The sequence below is a fragment of the Chromobacterium haemolyticum genome (assembly GCF_002081825.1).
GTDB lineage: Bacteria > Pseudomonadota > Gammaproteobacteria > Burkholderiales > Chromobacteriaceae > Chromobacterium > Chromobacterium fluminis.
Genome location: NZ_MUKU01000023.1, coordinates 32,035 through 49,060 on the forward strand (window position 1 = coordinate 32,035; position 17,026 = coordinate 49,060).

13 protein-coding genes are annotated in these 17,026 nt (G+C 65.9%); 7 read left to right on the plus strand and 6 right to left on the minus strand.

What is annotated here, in order from left to right:
• Positions 1-155: 155 nt before the first annotated feature.
• Together B0T39_RS16405 and B0T39_RS16410 are read right to left on the minus strand one after the other, a co-directional pair.
• Positions 156-1,196: a glycosyltransferase family 4 protein gene (locus tag B0T39_RS16405; protein WP_081548443.1), complete on the minus strand. Its 1,041-nt coding sequence runs from the start codon at positions 1,194-1,196 to the stop codon at positions 156-158.
• A complete protein-coding gene (locus B0T39_RS16410) occupies positions 1,184-2,014 on the minus strand; it encodes a UDP-2,3-diacylglucosamine diphosphatase (protein WP_081548445.1) in 831 nt (276 codons plus the stop codon). The genes B0T39_RS16405 and B0T39_RS16410 overlap by 13 nt, the downstream gene beginning before the upstream one ends.
• Positions 2,015-2,235: 221 nt before the next feature.
• Between B0T39_RS16410 and B0T39_RS16415 the strand changes: the two genes are divergently transcribed.
• Together B0T39_RS16415 and B0T39_RS26410 are read left to right on the plus strand one after the other, a co-directional pair.
• Positions 2,236-2,898, plus strand: coding sequence for a response regulator (locus B0T39_RS16415; protein ID WP_081548447.1), 663 nt, complete (start codon positions 2,236-2,238; stop codon positions 2,896-2,898).
• Positions 2,895-4,247, plus strand: coding sequence for an ATP-binding protein (locus B0T39_RS26410; RefSeq protein WP_081548449.1), 1,353 nt, complete (start codon positions 2,895-2,897; stop codon positions 4,245-4,247). Before B0T39_RS16415 ends, B0T39_RS26410 begins: the two co-directional genes overlap by 4 nt.
• Positions 4,248-4,374: 127 nt before the next feature.
• Here B0T39_RS26410 and B0T39_RS16425 read toward each other — a convergent pair whose 3' ends face one another.
• Positions 4,375-4,776, minus strand: a complete 402-nt coding sequence (locus B0T39_RS16425; RefSeq protein WP_081548451.1) for a hypothetical protein — start codon at positions 4,774-4,776, stop codon at positions 4,375-4,377.
• 73 nt (positions 4,777-4,849) lie between these two features.
• Positions 4,850-6,826, minus strand: a complete 1,977-nt coding sequence (locus tag B0T39_RS16430) for a TonB-dependent copper receptor (RefSeq protein WP_081548453.1) — start codon at positions 6,824-6,826, stop codon at positions 4,850-4,852.
• Positions 6,827-6,946: 120 nt separating this feature from the next.
• Between B0T39_RS16430 and B0T39_RS16435 the strand changes: the two genes are divergently transcribed.
• The 5 genes from B0T39_RS16435 to B0T39_RS16455 all read left to right on the plus strand — a co-directional run bounded on the left by B0T39_RS16435 (position 6,947) and on the right by B0T39_RS16455 (position 15,106).
• A complete protein-coding gene (locus tag B0T39_RS16435; RefSeq protein ID WP_081548455.1) occupies positions 6,947-8,224 on the plus strand; it encodes an ATP-binding protein in 1,278 nt (425 codons plus the stop codon).
• Positions 8,224-8,748, plus strand: a complete 525-nt coding sequence (locus B0T39_RS16440) for a response regulator transcription factor (RefSeq protein WP_081548457.1) — start codon at positions 8,224-8,226, stop codon at positions 8,746-8,748. The genes B0T39_RS16435 and B0T39_RS16440 overlap by 1 nt, the downstream gene beginning before the upstream one ends.
• A gap of 205 nt (positions 8,749-8,953) precedes the next feature.
• Positions 8,954-10,582 carry a 3-(methylthio)propionyl-CoA ligase gene (locus tag B0T39_RS16445; RefSeq protein WP_081548459.1) on the plus strand — a complete coding sequence of 543 codons (1,629 nt, stop codon included), beginning with the start codon at positions 8,954-8,956 and terminating at the stop codon, positions 10,580-10,582.
• Between the two features lie 400 nt (positions 10,583-10,982).
• A complete protein-coding gene (locus tag B0T39_RS16450; RefSeq protein WP_176219580.1) occupies positions 10,983-12,860 on the plus strand; it encodes a methyl-accepting chemotaxis protein in 1,878 nt (625 codons plus the stop codon).
• A gap of 395 nt (positions 12,861-13,255) precedes the next feature.
• Positions 13,256-15,106: a tetratricopeptide repeat protein gene (locus B0T39_RS16455; protein ID WP_081548463.1), complete on the plus strand. Its 1,851-nt coding sequence runs from the start codon at positions 13,256-13,258 to the stop codon at positions 15,104-15,106.
• Positions 15,107-15,115: 9 nt separating this feature from the next.
• Here the strand turns inward: B0T39_RS16455 and B0T39_RS16460 are convergent, their stop codons facing one another.
• Together B0T39_RS16460 and B0T39_RS16465 are read right to left on the minus strand one after the other, a co-directional pair.
• Entirely contained in the window at positions 15,116-16,498 is a 1,383-nt protein-coding gene (locus B0T39_RS16460) for an FAD-binding oxidoreductase (protein ID WP_081548465.1), read from the minus strand.
• 1 nt (position 16,499) lies between these two features.
• Complete coding sequence (locus B0T39_RS16465; RefSeq protein ID WP_081548467.1) at positions 16,500-17,015, minus strand: cupin domain-containing protein; 516 nt, start codon at positions 17,013-17,015, stop codon at positions 16,500-16,502.
• Positions 17,016-17,026: the final 11 nt, after the last annotated feature.

The window sequence follows — 17,026 nt, forward strand, 5'->3', positions numbered from 1 at the left end:
ACTGTGCCGATTTGGCTGGCCGTGGTTATTGGCCAATGCTCAACGCGTGTATCACTGGATGGCCGCCGGCATTCTGCCGTGAAAGCATTCGGAACCCTCCTTGTCGTGTCGACCTTTTCACTATAAGACTCCGCCGCGCCCAATGCAAGAGGGGCTCAGCCGGCCTTTGGGTCTGGCAGCGAGGCGGGCAGCGCCAGCCGCGCGGGGCGCAGATGTTGTTCGAACTGGCGGCTGGCGGCTTGCCAGGAATAGCGTTCGGCGACAGCTCGAACATGGCCGCGGTCCAGTTCCAGCGCCTTGAGGCAGGCGGCGCGCAGGTCCGCGTCCAGCACGCCGGCGCCGCTGTCGCCCACCACGTCCAGCGGGCCTGCCACCGGATAGGCGGCCACCGGCGTGCCGCAGGCCATCGCCTCCAGCAGCACCAGGCCGAAGGTGTCGGTCAGGCTGGGGAACACGAAGACGTCGGCGGCGCGGTAAAAGCGCGCCAATTCGTGCTGGGGAAAGATGCCGGCGAAGTGGACGTCCTGGTATTGCTGTTTCAGCCGCGCCAGTTGCGGGCCGTCACCCACCACCCATTTGCTGCCCGGCAGTTCCAGTTTGAGGAAGGCTTCTATGTTTTTTTCCACCGCCACCCGGCCGATATAGACGAAGCGCGGCGGTGCGGTGCCGTCCAGACGCTCGCGCTGGCCGGGGCTGAACAGCGCGGTGTCCACGCCGCGGCTCCACAGCTTGACGTTGCGGAAGCCACGGGCGGTCAAATCGTCGGCGATGGATTGGGTGGGCACCATCACGCAATGGGCGGCGTTGTGGAAGCGGCGCATCCAGGCGTAACTGACGGCCAGCGGCAGCCGGCAGCGGGCGTGCACGTATTCCGGAAAGCGAGTGTGGTAGGCGGTGGAAAAGGCCAGGTCGTGGCGCAGGCAATAGCGGCGCGCGGCCAGGCCCAGCGGTCCCTCGGTGGCGATGTGGACGGCGTCCGGGGCGAAGGCGGCGATGCGCGCGGCCACTTTGCGGTAGGGGAACAGCGACAGCCGGATGTCGGGGTAAGTGGGGCAGGGCAGGGTGCGAAAGGCCTGGGGGGTGATCATTTCCACCCGGTGTCCGAAGCCGGCCAGTTCGCGCGCGGTTTCGGTCAGCGAACGGACCACGCCGTTGACCTGGGGCAGCCAGGCGTCGGTGACGATCAGGATGCGCATGTTGGTTCCTTGTGGTCGGCTTGCGCCGCTTGGGGTGGCGGCGCGGCGGCCGGTTGGCCCAGTTGGGTCCAGTACAGCACTTCCAGCCGTCCGTCGGGGTGTTCCACCAGCGCGGACAGGCTTTCCACCCAGTCGCCGCTGTTGCCGTAGAGTATGCCGTCGATGTCGCGCACCTCGGCCTTGTGGATATGGCCGCAGATCACGCCGTCGAAGCCGCGCCGACGCGCTTCGCCGGCGAGAATGATTTCGAAGTTGCTGATGAAGTTGACCGCGTTCTTGACTCGGTGCTTCAGGTATTGCGACAGCGACCAGTACGGCAGGCCCAGTTTCAGCCGCGCCCAGTTGAAGCCGCGGTTCAGTTCCAGGATCAGGGTGTAGAGGGTGTCGCCGACGTAGGCCAGCCATTTGGCGTATTGAATCACGCCGTCGAACTCGTCGCCGTGCAGGATCAGCAGCCGCTTGCCGTCGGCGGTGCGGTGCTCGGCTTCCTGGCGGATGGCGATGCCGCCGAAGTCCAGCCCGGCGTATTGGCGCGCCGCCTCGTCGTGGTTGCCGGGCACATAGATCACCTTGGTGCCCTTGCGCGCCTTGCGCAGCACTTTTTGCACCACGTCGTTGTGGCTTTGTTTCCAGTACCAGGATTTTTTCAGCTGCCAGCCGTCGACGATGTCGCCGACCAGGTACAGGTATTCGGATTCGTGGAAGCGCAGGAAATCCAGTAGGTGGTCGGCGCGGCAGCCGGAGGTGCCGAGGTGGACGTCGGAAATCCAGATCGCGCGCAGTTGTCGGGCGCTGTCGGGGGCGGGGTCTGGCTGCATGGCGGCTCCGTCGGCCTGTGGACTGCTGGCGATGCTGCCAGCGGCAGGTGACAGTCGCGTGAGATTTCAGTGACGACGCGATGAAATTTCTTGAGCGCAGCCTTTAAGATTGTCTTAAGCGCAGGCTGCTGCAATCAAGGTTTTGCGGCGGGCGCTTGTTACGGCGGCGAGAGCGCGCTAGGCTGCCGGGACCTTGAACGCCCGGCGACGGGGAGACGGATATGCGGGTTTTGGTGGTGGAGGACGACGCTCAGATCGGCGACGGGTTAAAGATAGGCCTGGAGCAGCTGGGTTTCGTCGCGGATTGGTTTCGCGACGGCAAGCAGGGCCTGGCGGCGCTTGGCGCCGCGCCCTACGACGCGGTGGTGCTGGACCTGGGGCTGCCGGGCATGGACGGCATGGACATCCTGTCCGCCTGGCGGCGCGGCGGCCAGGACGTGCCGGTGCTGGTGTTGACCGCGCGCGACGCGCTGGCCGACCGCGTGGGCGGCCTGGACGCCGGCGCCGACGATTACTTGGTCAAGCCGTTCGCGCTGACGGAGGTGGCGGCGCGGCTGCGCGCGCTGCATCGTCGCCGCCACGGCCAGAGCCATCCGGAATGGCGGCACGGCCGTCTCTGTCTGGACCCGGTGGCGCGCGCGGCCACGCTGGACGGCGCGCCGCTGGAGCTGACCGCGCGCGAACTGGCGTTGCTTGAGTTGCTGCTCAGCCACAAGGGACGGGTGTTGCCGCGCGAGCTGATCGAGGACAAGCTCTACGGCTGGAGCCAGGAGCTGGAAAGCAACGCGGTGGAGGTGCATGTGCACCATTTGCGCAAGAAGCTGGGCAGCGCCTTCATCCGCACGCTGCGAGGCGTTGGCTATACCTTGGGAGATCCGGCATGAGAGGACCGCGCAGCTTGCAGGCGCGGCTATTGCTGCTGCTGTTGTTGATTGTGCCGGTGATCTGGCTGGTGGCTTCCGCCACCGCGGCCTGGTTGGCGCATGAGGAGGTGGACGAGCTGTTCGACACCCAGATGGGCCAGTTCGCCCGGCAGCTGCTGCTGGTGGATGTCGGCGACGAAGAGGTGATCGATCTGCCCAAGCTCAAGCATCTGCTCAAGCACGCGGACAAGGGGCAGTTGGACAACGACGATTTCGGCCTGGCGGTCTGGGACCGCCACGGCCGGCTGCTGCTCAGCGACGGCCGAGGCCGCCGTTTCGATTTCGAACCGGAGCGGCGCGGCTTCTACGATTACCGGGGCAAGGACAGCGATCACGACTGGCGGCTGATTTACCTGGCCGCGCCGGACGGTTCGCGGCTGGTGGCGGTGGGGCAGAAGCAGGGCTTGCGGCACGACATGGTGCTGAAGGTGGTGTCCGCCCAATTGCTGCCGTGGCTGCTGGGTCTGCCGGTGATGCTGTTGCTGATTCTGCTGGCGGTGCGTCGTGAACTGGGGCCGCTCAAGCGCCTGGCCGCCGGCATCGCCCAGCGCGCGCCGGACGACAGTGAGCCGGTGTCGCGCGAGGTGCCGCGGGAAGTGATGCCGCTGGTGGACGCGCTCAACGCCTTGTTCGCCCGCATTGCTTCCACGCTGGAGCATGAGCGCCGCTTCACCGCGGATGCCGCGCACGAGCTGCGCACGCCGCTGGCGGCGCTGAAAGTGCAAGCCGAGGTGCTGGAGCTGTTGCCGGACGAGGGCCGGCGCAAGCACGCGCTGCGGCAGCTGATGTTGGGCATAGACCGCGCCACGAGGCTGGTGGAGCAGTTGCTGGCGCTGTCGCGGCTGGATCCGCTTAGCCGGCCGGGACAAGGGCAGCCCATCGCCTGGGCGGCGCTGGCGGAGCGTTTGCTGGCGGAGATGGCGGCGGAGGCTGCGCTCAAGGGGGTGAGGCTGGAGACGGAATGGCGTTGCGTGCCGGAGCGGGCCTTGCCCTTGAACGGCGACGAAACCCTGGTGGGCCTGATGCTGCGCAATCTGCTGGAAAACGCCGTCCGCTACGGCGCCGAGGGCGGCGAGGCGCGGCTGGTGCTGGCCGAGGACGCGGTCAGCGTGCTGGACCGCGGTCCGGGCGTGGCGGCGGAATGGCTGGAACGGATACGCGAGCGCTTCTTCCGGCCGCCGGGCCAGGACGTGGCCGGCAGCGGGCTGGGCCTGTCCATCGTCGAGCGGGTGGCGGAGCTGCACGGCTTGAGCTTGAGCCTGGCCAACCGCGAGGGCGGTGGGCTGGAAGCCGGCTTGAGGCGGCGCTGAGACTGCGGCAATTCGCCGCATGGGAGCGCCGGGCGAATCCGGCTATGCTGGCTGAGCTGGCCCTGACGCCGCCAGCGTTCTACATTTGGTTGCGGCCCGCCGGTTTCGGCGGGCTTTCTTTTTTTGCCTAGCTGGGGCGGGGCGACGCGCCGAAGCGCATCAGCCAGAACAGCGCGTTGCAGACGCCGCCGGCCATCGCGCCAAGGTAGAGGTTCATCAGGTCGTTGTACAGCAGCGGCTCGGCCAGCCTGGCGTAGACGAAGGTGACCGCGCTGCCGCTGAAGGCGCCGGGCAGGAAGGCGACCAAGGTCAACAGCCAGCGCGGCCATTCTTGCTGCCAGCCGGCGATGGGCCGGGCCAGCAGCATGCGCAGCAGGCAGAGCAGCAGACCGAATCCCAACGCCGGGATCGCGCCCATCAAATAAGCCATCATCGGCACCACGCCGCTGGCCAGCAAGGCCACCAGCGGGCCGAGCAGGATGAACAGGGTCAGGCCGCAAGCGAGGATTTTCAGATAGGGCGTTTTCATCCGACGGGGAGGGGCGGTGGCAAAAGGCCTCCAGCCTAGCAGACTGGAGGCACGGCGGCGAGAGGCCGCGGAATCAGAACTGTAATTGCACGCGGCCCCACACCGTACGGCCCGGCTCGTTGACTTGCAGGGTGCGGTCGTAGCCGGCCACCATCGCGCCGCCCTTGCTGACGCTTTCGGCGTAGGCCTTGTTGAACAGATTGTCCACGCCGAACAGCAGTTTGGCGTGTTTGTTCAAGCGCAGGCCGCCGTCCAGCGACACCACGCCAAAGCCCGGCGTCGCGCCGATATCGGTGCCGACGATATTGCCCTGGCCCGGCGCCACGCGGTCCTGGCGCTGCACGCCGCGCACGGTCAGGCCGGCCGCGTATTTGCCGTTGTCCCATTTCAGCGCCGCCTTGGCGTCCAGCGGCGGAGTCTGGCCCAGCGGGCGGTTCTCATCGAGGTTGGTGGCCCAGACCCAGGCCAGGCTGCCGGACAGCGTCCATTCCGGCGCGAAGCGCCAGCTGAGATCGCCTTCGAAGCCGTAGCGGCGTGCGTCGATGTTGCGGGCCTTGCCGCCGATGGCACCGGCGTCGCCTTCCACCAGAATGAAGTTCTGCACGCGGCTGGCGTAGGCGGACAGCGAGCCTTGCAGCTTGTCGTCGCGGTAGAGCAGGCCGGCGTCCAGTTGGCGGTTGGTTTCGCTGTTCAGCGTCGAGCTCTTGTTGCGCTCCCAGAAGTCAGGCGCGCGTTCGGCTTGGCCCAGGCCGACGTAGCGGGTCCAACTGCCCGCCGTGTGTTCGTAGCGCAGGAAGCCGGCGTTGAGCTGGTACTGGGTTTCCTGGCGCGCTTGGGCCGGCTTGCCCATGGCGGCGGCCTTGGGCTCGAACACCGCCTGGGTCTGGTCGCGGCGCAGACCGGCAATCAGTTTGCCGCCCGCGCCCAGCGGGTGGCTGGCCTCGGCGTAGACGCCGTGATTGTCGAAGCTTTGGTTGGGCGCGCGCGGTTGGTCCACATATTGGCCGGCATTGACGCCTTTGCCCATGCGGCTGCGGTGGCGGTCGCTTAGCCAGTCGAAACCGGCGCTCACTTCCCAGTCGCCGAAAGCCATGTCGGCGGCCAGGCGGCCGGTGTCGGCGCTGCGGTCCGGGTTCATCGCGGAACGGCTGGCCGGCGCGGTCTGCGGGCGCAGGGAGTAGTTGTCCATCACGTGGTCGACATAGCTGTGACCCAGTTGCAGCCGCAGCGCGTCCAGCCAGCCGCTGAGATTGCGGCGCTCGGCCTTGAAGCTCCAGGCGTCGCGGTCGAACTTGCTGCCGTCCATGCCTCGGTCCGCGTAGGCGGCCTGGCCGCGGCTGCGGTCCAGAGCCAGTTCCAGCGTGGTGTCCCGGTCCGGAGTCAGTCCGGCGATCAGGGTCTGGCTGTCGCGGTCGAAGCTGGAGTGGACCTTGGCGCCGTTGCCGTCCTTGTAGTCGCCGCCGTGATTGCGGCTGGCGATGGCGCGCACATAGCCCAGGCTGGAGCCGAAGGCGGCGTCGGCGTAGATGTCGTTGCGGTCGGCGTTGCCGCCGGTCAGGCTGCCGTTGAAGCGCACGCCGGCCTCGTCGAAGCGCTTGGTCTTGCGCTCGAAGTTGACGCCGCCGCTGATCAGGCCGGGTCCGAGTTTGACGCTTTGCGGGCCCTTAACCACGTTCACTTCGTCATAGGCATCCGGGTAAAGATAGGCGGTGGGCGGGTCCATGCGGCCGCCGCAGCCGCCGAACACGAAATTGCCGTCGGCGAGAATGGCTAGTCGCGAACCGCCCAGGCCGCGCAGCAGCGGATCGCCGGAGGCGCCGCCTTTGCGGATGACGTTGAAACCGGGCAAGCCCTTGAGCAAGCCGGCGCCGTCGGCGGACGGCAGAGGCTGGCGCGGCGCGCGCGGGTCCACCGACATTTTCAGCGGCTGTTCCTCCTTGGCGGCGGTGACCAGCACTTCCTCTCCGCGGAATTCCGGCAGCTCCTGGGCAAAGGCGTGGCCGACGGCGAGCGCCAGCGGGATAGGCAGCAAATAGTGTTTTTTAGACATTTTTTAGAAACTAACGTTAACAAATTTGAGGGTGACAATTCTAAATTGCATGATGTCTCGCCCCAATGCGGCAAAGTGTCGCAGCGCCCCTGGCCGTCCCATGGTGATAAAGTGTCGGCCATGATTGCCGGATTCCCTGTTTCTTCCCCCCGTCTGGGCCTTACCGCGGACATCGCGCGCTCGGCGCGGCTGATAGGTTGGCTGCGCTGGCTGATGTTGCTGCTGGGCTCGACGGTGGCCTTGGCCTGCTGGTGGCAGCATGTTTATCTGCCCTGGCCTTTGCTCTCCCAAGCGCTGCTGACGCTGGCCGCGGTCAACGTCTGTCTGCCGTGGTGGCTGCGCCATGGCGGAGATCCCTTGTTGGCTCTGCGCCTGGGGCTGGCCGCCGACGTATTGGTGTTGACCGAGCTGTTGGCTTTCACCGGCGGTGCGGCCAATCCGCTGGCTTCGCTGTTTCTGCCGCCGGTGTTGTTCGCCGCCTTGCTGTCGCCGGGGCTGTTCGCTTGGGCCCTGGCGCTGGCCAGCGTCGCGGCTTACGGCCTGTTGTTCGAGTGGCATCTGTCCTGGCCGGTGGACCACGGCAACGCGCTGCATATCTTTTCCATGCATCTGACCGGGATGTGGTTGAGCTTCGCGCTGTCGGCGCTATTGATCGCCGGCTTCGTATCTTGGCTGGCGCGGCAGCTGGCGCTGAGGGAAGCGGCGCTGGCGACGGCGCGGGAGACCCAGTTGCGCGACGAGCAACTGTTGGCGGTGGGCATGCAGGCGGCCGGAGCCGCCCACTCGCTGTCCACGCCCTTGAACACCATGACCCTGCTGGTGGACGAGTTGCTGGCCACCCGGCAGCGGGACGCGGAGCTGATGGAGGACTTGCGGCTGATGAAGGCGCAGCTGGCCAATTGCGGCAGCGCGTTGGCGCGCTTGAAACTGGGGTCGGAGTCCGCGCCGGGGGAGAGCGGGCTGTTCGCCGCGCTGGCCGAGCGGCTGGCCGGTTGGCGTTCGTTGCGGCCGGACGTGCGGCTGGATTGGCAGGCGCCACAGGGACCGGACCCGCTGGTGGCGCTGGACCCGGCGTTCTGGCCGGCGTTTTTCAATCTGATCAACAACGCGGCCGAGGCCGGCGGCGGCGAACTGACGGTGGCGGCGCGGCTGGAGCAGGGGGCCTTGTTGTTGGACATCGTCAACCATCAAGGCTGTTTGACCGAACAGCAGTTGGAGCGCGCCGGTCTGACCCCGTTGCCGTCCGACAAACCGGTGGGCATGGGGCTGGGCGTGATGCTGAGCCACGCCACGCTGGCGCGACTGGGCGGCTCGCTGCGCTTGCTGAACCGGCCGGAAGGCGGCGTTCACGCGCAGGTGCGCCTGCCCTTGCTGGTGGATGATAAGGACGAAGCCTGATGCTGGATTTTCTTTTGGTGGACGACGACGAGGCCTTTGTCGCCATGTTGGCGCGCTCGCTTAGCCGGCGCGGTTTTCAGGTGGCGGCGGCCCAGACCGCCGCTCAGGCTTTGGCGCTGGCCGGCGAAGCGCCGGCGCGCATTGTGCTGGACCTGAATCTGGACGGCGACAGCGGGCTGCGCTTGCTGCCGGCGCTGCATGCCGCCTGCCCGCGCAGCGCCATTCTGATTTTGACCGGCTACGCCAGCATCGCCACGGCGGTGGAGGCCACCAAGCTGGGCGCGGTGCAATACCTGGCCAAGCCGGCCACCGTGGATGAAATTCTGGCCGCTTTCGAGCATCAGCAAGCTAATCCTGAACTGCCGCTGACGCCGCAGCCTATGTCGCTGCGACGGGTGACTTGGGAGCATCTGCAACGGGTGCTCAGCGAGAACGACGGCAATATCTCCGCCACCGCGCGCGCCTTGAACATGCACCGGCGCACTTTGCAACGGATGCTGGCCAAGAAGCCTGTGAAGAGTTGAAGACGGGCCTGTTGCATTGCTACAGCGTCTTCCGACCGCCGGCAATTGGCTGGATGCGGACTGTAGCGGTCTTTGTTCTTCAATTACCCGGCAATGACGAGGGTATAAATGCGGCTTGGCCGCGCCATCAGAAAAATTGATTGGAGCGTCCACTCTAGCCGCCGTATGGTGAATGTCCATAACCATGCCAATGGAGGGGACAACCATGCTTCGCGGACAGATGATGGACCGGCCTTTGCTGATTTCCGACTTGCTGCGCCACGCCGAAACCTATCACGGCGACACGCCCATCGTGTCGCGCACCGTGGAGGGGCCCATCCATCGCTACACCTATCGCGAAGCGGCGCGGCGCGCGCGCCAGCTGGCCAACGCGCTAGCGGCGCTGGGCGTGCGCCAGGGCGATTGCGTGGGCACCCTGGCCTGGAACGGCTACCGCCATTACGAAACCTATTTCGCCGTGTCCGGCTACGGCGCGGTATGCCACACGGTAAACCCGCGGCTGTTCGCGGAGCAGATCGCCTGGATCGTCAACCACGCGGAAGACAAGGTGCTGATGTTCGACCTGAGCTTCCTGCCGCTGGTGGAGCAGATCGCGTCGCAGCTGGGCACGGTGGAAACCTTCGTGTTGATGACGGACAAGGCGCATATGCCGGCGCAGACGCCGCTGGCCAACCTGCTGTGCTACGAAGACCTGGTCAACAGCCACAGCGACCAGTACCAGTGGCCGTTGCTGGACGAAAACGCAGCGTCCAGCTTGTGTTACACCTCCGGCACCACCGGCAACCCCAAGGGCGTGCTGTTCTCGCATCGCTCCACCGTGCTGCACGCCTACGGCAGCGCCTTGCCGGACAGCTTCGACATCTCGGCGCGCGCCTGCGTGATGCCGGTGGTGCCGATGTTCCATGTCAACGCCTGGGGCCTGCCTTACAGCTGCACGATGAACGGCAGCAAGCTGGTGCTGCCCGGCCCCAAGTTGGATGGCGTCAATCTGTACGAGCTGATCGAAAGCGAGCAGGTGACCGTTACCGCCGGGGTGCCGACGGTGTGGATGATGCTGTTGCAGCATTGCCAGAAGAACCATCTGAAACTGCATTCCCTGAAGCGGGTGATCGCCGGCGGCTCGGCGGTGCCGGAAAGCATGATCGAGCAACTGGCCGAGCACGGCGTGGAAATGCGTCAACTATGGGGCATGACCGAGCTGTCGCCGTGCGGCACCACCGGCACGCCCAAGCTCAAGCACGAGGGCCTGGACCAGGCCGGACTCAACGCCTTGCTCAGCAAGCAAGGGCGGCCGATCTACGGCATCGAGCTTCGCATCGTGGACGACGCCGGCAAGCCGCTGCCGCACGACGGCGTGGCCTTCGGCAATCTGCAAGTGCGGGGCCTGTGGGTGTTGTCGCAATACTTCCGCCGGGAGCTGGACGCCAGCCACAGCGCCGACGGCTGGTTCAACACCGGCGACGTGGTGACCATAGACGCCGACGGTTTCATGCGCATCACCGACCGCACCAAGGACGTGATCAAGTCCGGCGGCGAGTGGATCAGCTCCATCGAGCTGGAGAACATTCTGGTGGGTCACCCGGCGGTGGCGGAGGCGGCGGCCATCGGCATTCCGCATCCCAAGTGGGACGAGCGGCCGCTGATGGTGGTGGTGCTCAAACCCGGCGCAGGGGCCACGGTGGAAGAGTTGCTGGGCTTTTACGAAGGCAAGATCGCCAAATGGTGGACGCCGGACGACGTGGTCTTCGTTGAGGAGCTGCCGCACACCGCCACCGGCAAATTGCAGAAAGTGCGGCTGCGCGAGCAGTTCCGCGATTTTCGCTGGCGTTCCTGACGCAGTCGGCGGAATAGACTGGACTGAATAGAGTAATTACGCTACAGTGGTGGCGGCACTGAAAACCGTATGGTTTTGAGGTGTTAGCCCCTCGAAATGTCGGCCGGTCCGCCGGACGACGTTTCTTCCTCGTGTTGGCCCCTGCCGTTGTCAAACCGCAGGGGGTTTTTTTTGCCCGTTGTCCGGCCGGCCATGTCCCTATCCTCCTGTGTTTGATCAAACAAAATCATAATCTGTCACAACTGTACCCATATTTGATATTTATAACGGGTGACTTCCGTTAAACTGGCCGGATATAAATCAACAATAACAATTGGCTGCCAACGGTATGGGGAGTGTCGCCGGCAATGCGCGGCATTGGAGCCATGGTTGTCAATCACGCGAGAAAAAAGGACTGTTCATGAAATCTCTTCGTAGCCGGCTGATCGCCTTGAACGCGCTATTGATGGCATTGTTCGGGCTGGTGCTCGTCGTCATCGTCTTCGTGCAGATGCGGACGGAAATACTGCAGGGTCTGGACCAGGAGTTCGAGGCCAGCCTCAAGGGGCAAAGCTCGGTGGTGACCACCTGGTTGGGAGAGAAGAAGCAGCAAATCGTCGCGCAAAGCACGATGGCGTCGGAGTCCGACGCCATTCGCTTCCTGAAAACCGGCGCCAAGGCCGGCGGCTTCAACGTCAACTACGCCGGCTACGCCGACGGCCGCTCGCTGTTTTCCGATGACTGGACAGCCCCGGCCGACTACAAGGTGGCCGACCGTGATTGGTACAAGCGCGCGAAGGAAAGCGGCCAGGCGGTGGTGACCGACCCCTATCTGGACGAAGCCACCAAGAAACTGACGGTAACCATTTCCGCGCCCTTCAACCACAACGGCGCTTTCGCCGGCGTGGTGGGCGGCGACGTGATGGTGGACGCGCTGGTGAAATCGGTGCTGGGCCTGAAAGTGCGCGGCAACGGCTACGCCTTCATCATGGACAAGAAGGGCACGGTGATCGCCCATCCGCAAACCGACCTGGCCTTGAAGCCCATCACCAGCGTGGCGCCGGAACTGACGCCAGAGCGCTTGGCCGGCATCGTTAGCCACGATCAGGCGTCGGAAGTGCAGATCGGCGACCAGGCCATGTTGTTGTCCGCGCAGGAAATCCCGGGAACCAACTGGGTGATGGCCTTGGCGGCGGACCGCGCCACCGTGCTGGCGCCGTTGACCACCTTGCTGTATACCATCGCCGGCCTGACCACGCTGGTGTTCGTGCTGATGATCCCGTTGGCGAGCCTGGTGATAGGCCGCATGCTGGCCGGCCTGGTGCGGCTGAAGAACGCGATGGAGGACATCTCCCACGGCGAGGGCGATCTGACCTTGCGGCTGAAAGACGACGGCCAGGATGAGATAGCCGCCACCGCGCGCGCCTTCAACACCTTCGTCGCCCAGTTGGCCCAGCTGTTCCGCGGCCTGAAGCAGGACGCGGCCGGCGTGGTCAACGGTGTGCAGGACGCCAGTCAATTGGTGGCCGGCGTGGCGGACAGCTCTCGCCACATTTCGGACGTGTCCTCGTCCAACGCGGCCACGCTGGAGCAGATCACGGTGTCGATCTCCCATATCGCCGACAGCGCGCGCCAGGCGGACGAACTGACCAGCCTGACCGGCGCCAGCCTGGAGGCCAGCGCCAGCAATATGCAGCGCCTGTCCAGCGGCATGGAGGGCACGGTGCAGTCGGTGCGGGGCCTGGAGTCCATGCTGTCCTCGCTGGACAAGCGCTCGCAGGAAATTTCCGGCATCACCAATGTGATCCGCGACATCGCGGACCAGACCAACCTCCTGGCCTTGAACGCGGCGATCGAGGCGGCGCGCGCCGGCGAACAGGGCCGAGGCTTCGCTGTGGTGGCCGACGAAGTGCGCAAGCTGGCCGAACGCACCGCCCAGGCCACGCTGGAGATCTCCAATATGGTCAGCGCGATCCGCGACGAAACCGGCCGCGCGGTCAACGACGTCAACCAGACCGTGGCCGCAGTGGACGAGGGCGTGGAACTGACCCGCGAAGCGGTGGCCAAGATAGAGGAAATCCGCGCTTCGATGCTGGACGTGGTGGCCAAGATGAACGAGATTTCCGATTCCACCAGCGAACAGCACAAGGCGACCACCTTGATTGCGCAAAGCTCGGAGGCGATCAACGGCCATGTGCTGGAAAACGACGACTCCTTGCAGAACGTCAGCAGCACGCTAACCGGCTTGTCGCTCAATGCCGGCAAGATGAATGCGGAGTTCAACAAGTTCCGTCTGTAAGAACGTGTTTACGCTCTAGCGAGCTAAGGCGAGACAAGGCGAAAACGAGCGAAAAAGCGGAATGTACAGGTGGTACATGAGCATTTTGAGCTCGTTTTCAACGCCGTATCGCCGACGCGCAGTAGATCGTAAACAGGTTCTAAGACTGCGCGCGAAACAAAATACGGCCGGGGAGCATGCTCTTCCGGCCGTTTTCATATTTGAAGGCTCCGCGTTCTTGCCGCGTATCCGGTAAAAAGGCCGCAACGCTTATAGGAAATCCAAGCTGGGTACGGCAAAGGGCATTTTCATCAAGTAGAGATGCTGGTTACTATGCGGGAGACGATATTCAGCGGATTTCAAAAAGCGTTTATCGAAACGGGGCCGGACGGTTGCGTTTCAGGCGCTGAAAACTTATGACCGAATCGACTTCCGATGCCTTGCGCGCCGGGGCCTTGCTGGCGGCCGGCGACCTGAACGGCGCGCTGCTGGCCGCGCAAAGCGGTTTGCAGGCACAGGCGGACAACGCCGAATTGTGGAACCTGCTGGGCGTGTGCGCCGCGCGGCTGGAGCAACTGGCGATGGCGGAGCAATGTTGGCGTCAGGCGCTGCAATGCGACCCGCGGACCCCGGACGCCCATTACAATCTGGGCCGCTGTCTGATGGCGCAAGGCCAGTTGGCGCAGGCGGAAGCGCATTACTGCGCGGAACTGGCGCAGCGCCCGGAGCACGCCGCCTGCCAAGGCAATCTGGGCGTGCTGTTGGAGGAGGCGGGGCGGCTGGACGAGGCCGAGGCCCAGTATCGGCTGGCCTTGAGCTTGCGGCCGCAGTCCGCCGTCCATTGTTTCAACCTGGGCCGTTTATTGTATCGGCTGCGACCGGAAGAGGCCGAGGACTGCTTGCGACGGGCGCTGGCCTGCGAGCCAGACGACGTCGACGCGCTCAATCTGCTGGGCCAGTTGCTGGCGGAGCGCGGCGAGCGGGGCGAGGCGGAAACGCTGTTACGCCGGGCGCTGTCGTTGGACGCAAGCCATGCCGGCGCGCTGACCAATCTGGGTTTGTTGTTGCAGGCGCAACGACGCTGGGCCGAGGCGGAAGCCTGCCTGAGCGCCGCGGTGGAACGCGCGCCGGAACAGGCGCAGGTGCTGGGCAATCTGGCCTTATGCCTGTGGCGGCAAGGGCGCAGCGCGGAAGCGGAGCCGCTGGCGCGCCACGCCTTGGCGCTGGAACAGGCCGGCGCGGAAGCGCATCAGCAATTGGCGCTGGCTCTGGCGCAGCAAGGCGGCTGGGAAGAGGCCGAAGCGACGCTGCGCGCCGGGTTGGACGCTCAGCCGCTGCACGCCGGGCTGCGCCGTAATCTGGGCTATCTGCTGCTGACCCAGCGGCGTTGGGGCGAGGGCTGGCCCTTGCACGAGGCCCGGCTGGAAACCATGCCGTCGCCGGTCTTGACGTCGCCGCGCTGGCGCGGCGAGGCATTGACCGGCCGTCGTCTGTTGCTATGGTTCGAGCAGGGTTACGGCGACGCCTTGCAGATGGCGCGTTACTTGCCGCAGCTGTTGCGGCGCTCGCCTGGGAGCGTGGTCGCCGCTTGCAGGCCGGCCTTGCTGCCCTTGTTGGTGGCCCAAGGCTGGCCTGTGGAGTTCTTGCCGATAGTCGACCTGGACGGGCCGTGGCCCGAGCACGATTGTCATGTATTTTCGATGAGCTTGCCCGGCTTGTTGCAGCCGGAGCCGACGCCGGGGCCGGCGTATTTGCGCGCCGACGCCGCCGGCCGCGCCGCCTGGCGCGCGCGCTTGCCGGCCGGCGGACGCAAAATCGGGCTGGTGTGGCGCGGCAGGCCGGAGCACGAGTTCGATCATTGCCGCTCTTTGCCTGATCTGGAGACGCTGCTTCCCTTGTTGACATCGCCTGGCATCACTTGGCTGGCCTTGCAGCCGGAGTTGAACGAGGCGGAACGAGACGGGCTGCGCGCGCGCGGCGTGGAAGTACTGGGAGATGAACTGGCGGACTTCGCCGCCAGCGCCGCCTTGCTGGCGGAATTGGACGGGCTGGTGACGGTGGACACCGCCTTCGGTCACCTGGCCGGAGCCTTGGGACTGCCCTGCGTCTTATTGCTGTCGGCGCATCACACCGACTGGCGCTGGGGGCTGGAGAGCGAAACCACGCCCTGGTATCCGGGGCATCGTTTGTTTCGCCAAAGCGAGCCGGGCGATTGGACCGAGCCCTTGGCGCGAGTCCTGTCGGCCGGCTTCGGCGCTATCGCCTGAGCCGGCCGTTTACAACCACTTGCCTGGATTCATCAGCCGATCCGGGTCCAGCGCGGCCTTGAGCGAGCGCATCAGCTCCAGCGCCAGCGGGTCCTTGTAACGCTCCAGCCATTGGGGTTTGAGCTGGCCTATGCCGTGTTCGGCCGCCAGCGTGCCGCCCAGCCGGTAGACGTGGTCGTAGACGATGGCGTTGACCGCGGGCTCGTCGTCGAAGAGGTCGACGTTGCCGGGACGGGTATAGCTGATGTTGTAATGCAGATTGCCGTCGCCGGCGTGGCCGAAAGCGACGATGCGCACGCCGGGGTAGGCTTGGCGCAGCGCGGCGCCGCAGTCGCGCACCAGTTGCGGCAACGCCGAAGTGGGCACAGCGATGTCGTGCTTGATGCTGGGCCCGTCCTGTTTCTGGATTTCCGAAATCTCTTCGCGCAGCAGCCACAGCTTGCGCCGCTCGGCCTCGCTTTGCGCCACCACCCCGTCGCGCGGGGCCTGCCCGGCCAACCAATCCAGCAGCGCCTCGTTCAGCGCGGCGTCGCCGCCGCCGTCGGACAACTCGATCAACAGCAGCCACGGCGCGGTGAACGGCAATTGACCGGGCCGGTGGCGTGCTATCGCCTGTTGGCAATCGGCCTCGATCACCTCGAAGGCGGTGAGGCGGTCGTCGAAGCGTTGGCGCAGGCCGTTGAGCCAGAGGATGGCGGTTTCTATGTCGTCGACGCCGATCAGTGCGGTGGCGCGGGCGCTGGGCAGCGGGAACAACTTCAGCGTGGCGGCGGTGATCAGGCCCAGCTGGCCCTCTGCGCCGATGAACCATTGCTTGAGATCCAGGCCGGTAGTGTCTTTGCGCAGGCCGGCCAGCGCGTCCAGCACTCGGCCGTCCGGCAGCACCACTTCCAGGCCCAGCGTCAGTTCGCGCATGGTGCCGTAGCGCAGCACCGCCACGCCGCCGGCGTTGGTGGACAGGTTGCCGCCGATCTGGCAGCTGCCTTCCGAGGCCAGCGACAGCGGAAACAGCCGTCCGGCCTGTTCCGCGGCCAGCTGTACTTCGCGCAACGTGGCGCCGGCCTCCACGGTGATGGCGTTGTTGTCCGCGTCCAGCTTGCGCACGGCGCGCAGCCGCCGCATCGCCACCACCAATTGGCGACCGCTGGCGTCCGGCGTGGCCGCGCCGCAGGTGGAGGTGTTGCCGCCTTGCGGCACAATGGCCACTTGGTGGCGGCGGCAGAGTTTGACCAGCTCGGCGGCCTCGACCGTGCTGCTAGGCAGCGCCACCGCCAGCGGGCGGCCCTGGTAGCGGCGGCGCCAGTCCAGGGTGTAGGGCGCGGTGTCGGCGGCGTCGGTCAGCAGGTGGGCCGGGCCGATCAGAGCCGCGATGGCCTGGAGAAAATCGTGCATGTCAGAAAGGGCCTCCGGCCGTGCGCAGCAGGTCGGGCAAGCCGTCGTGATCGCCCTGCGGGCGCTCGGGCGCGTCGCTCCAGTGCTGAGGGCCGATGGCGGCGTTGCGTGCAGGGTGCAGCGGGTAATGCACCTGGTTGTCGGTGCGGTTGACGTCGCCGACGCAGAGCAGGCGCACTGGCTGCGCGGTGTTGTTGATGAAAGTGTGGGCCAGGCCGGTGCCGGCCTTGAAGCCGACTGAATCGCCCGGTCGCAGCCGGTGCAGCGCGCCGTCCAGCCAGACGTCGGGCTCGCCCTCCAGCACGTGGACGAATTCATCCTCGGTTTTTTCGGCGTGCGGCCAACTGGTGCGTTGGCCCGGCGCCAAGAGTTCGTGATGGATGCCCAGCCGGGCGAAGCCGTAATGCTTGCCCAGCGCCGCGCCGCGCGCCAGCGGCTCCCGGCTGTCGGGGTAGCTTTGCGAGCGGGCTTCGATCAACTCGCTCCAGTGTTGGATGCAATCGGGACGGGAGGACATGGAGGGGCTCC

Excerpts from the sequence above, each read along its gene's own strand:
- B0T39_RS16405 (WP_081548443.1), bottom strand. The coding sequence starts at position 1,196 with ATGCGCATCCTGATCGTCACCGACGCCTGGCTGCCCCAGGTCAACGGC.
- B0T39_RS16410 (WP_081548445.1), bottom strand. The coding sequence starts at position 2,014 with ATGCAGCCAGACCCCGCCCCCGACAGCGCCCGACAACTGCGCGCGATC.
- B0T39_RS16415 (WP_081548447.1), top strand. The coding sequence starts at position 2,236 with ATGCGGGTTTTGGTGGTGGAGGACGACGCTCAGATCGGCGACGGGTTA.
- B0T39_RS26410 (WP_081548449.1), top strand. The coding sequence starts at position 2,895 with ATGAGAGGACCGCGCAGCTTGCAGGCGCGGCTATTGCTGCTGCTGTTG.
- B0T39_RS16425 (WP_081548451.1), bottom strand. The coding sequence starts at position 4,776 with ATGAAAACGCCCTATCTGAAAATCCTCGCTTGCGGCCTGACCCTGTTC.
- B0T39_RS16430 (WP_081548453.1), bottom strand. The coding sequence starts at position 6,826 with ATGTCTAAAAAACACTATTTGCTGCCTATCCCGCTGGCGCTCGCCGTC.
- B0T39_RS16435 (WP_081548455.1), top strand. The coding sequence starts at position 6,947 with ATGATTGCCGGATTCCCTGTTTCTTCCCCCCGTCTGGGCCTTACCGCG.
- B0T39_RS16440 (WP_081548457.1), top strand. The coding sequence starts at position 8,224 with ATGCTGGATTTTCTTTTGGTGGACGACGACGAGGCCTTTGTCGCCATG.
- B0T39_RS16445 (WP_081548459.1), top strand. The coding sequence starts at position 8,954 with ATGCTTCGCGGACAGATGATGGACCGGCCTTTGCTGATTTCCGACTTG.
- B0T39_RS16450 (WP_176219580.1), top strand. The coding sequence starts at position 10,983 with ATGAAATCTCTTCGTAGCCGGCTGATCGCCTTGAACGCGCTATTGATG.
- B0T39_RS16455 (WP_081548463.1), top strand. The coding sequence starts at position 13,256 with ATGACCGAATCGACTTCCGATGCCTTGCGCGCCGGGGCCTTGCTGGCG.
- B0T39_RS16460 (WP_081548465.1), bottom strand. The coding sequence starts at position 16,498 with ATGCACGATTTTCTCCAGGCCATCGCGGCTCTGATCGGCCCGGCCCAC.
- B0T39_RS16465 (WP_081548467.1), bottom strand. The coding sequence starts at position 17,015 with ATGTCCTCCCGTCCCGATTGCATCCAACACTGGAGCGAGTTGATCGAA.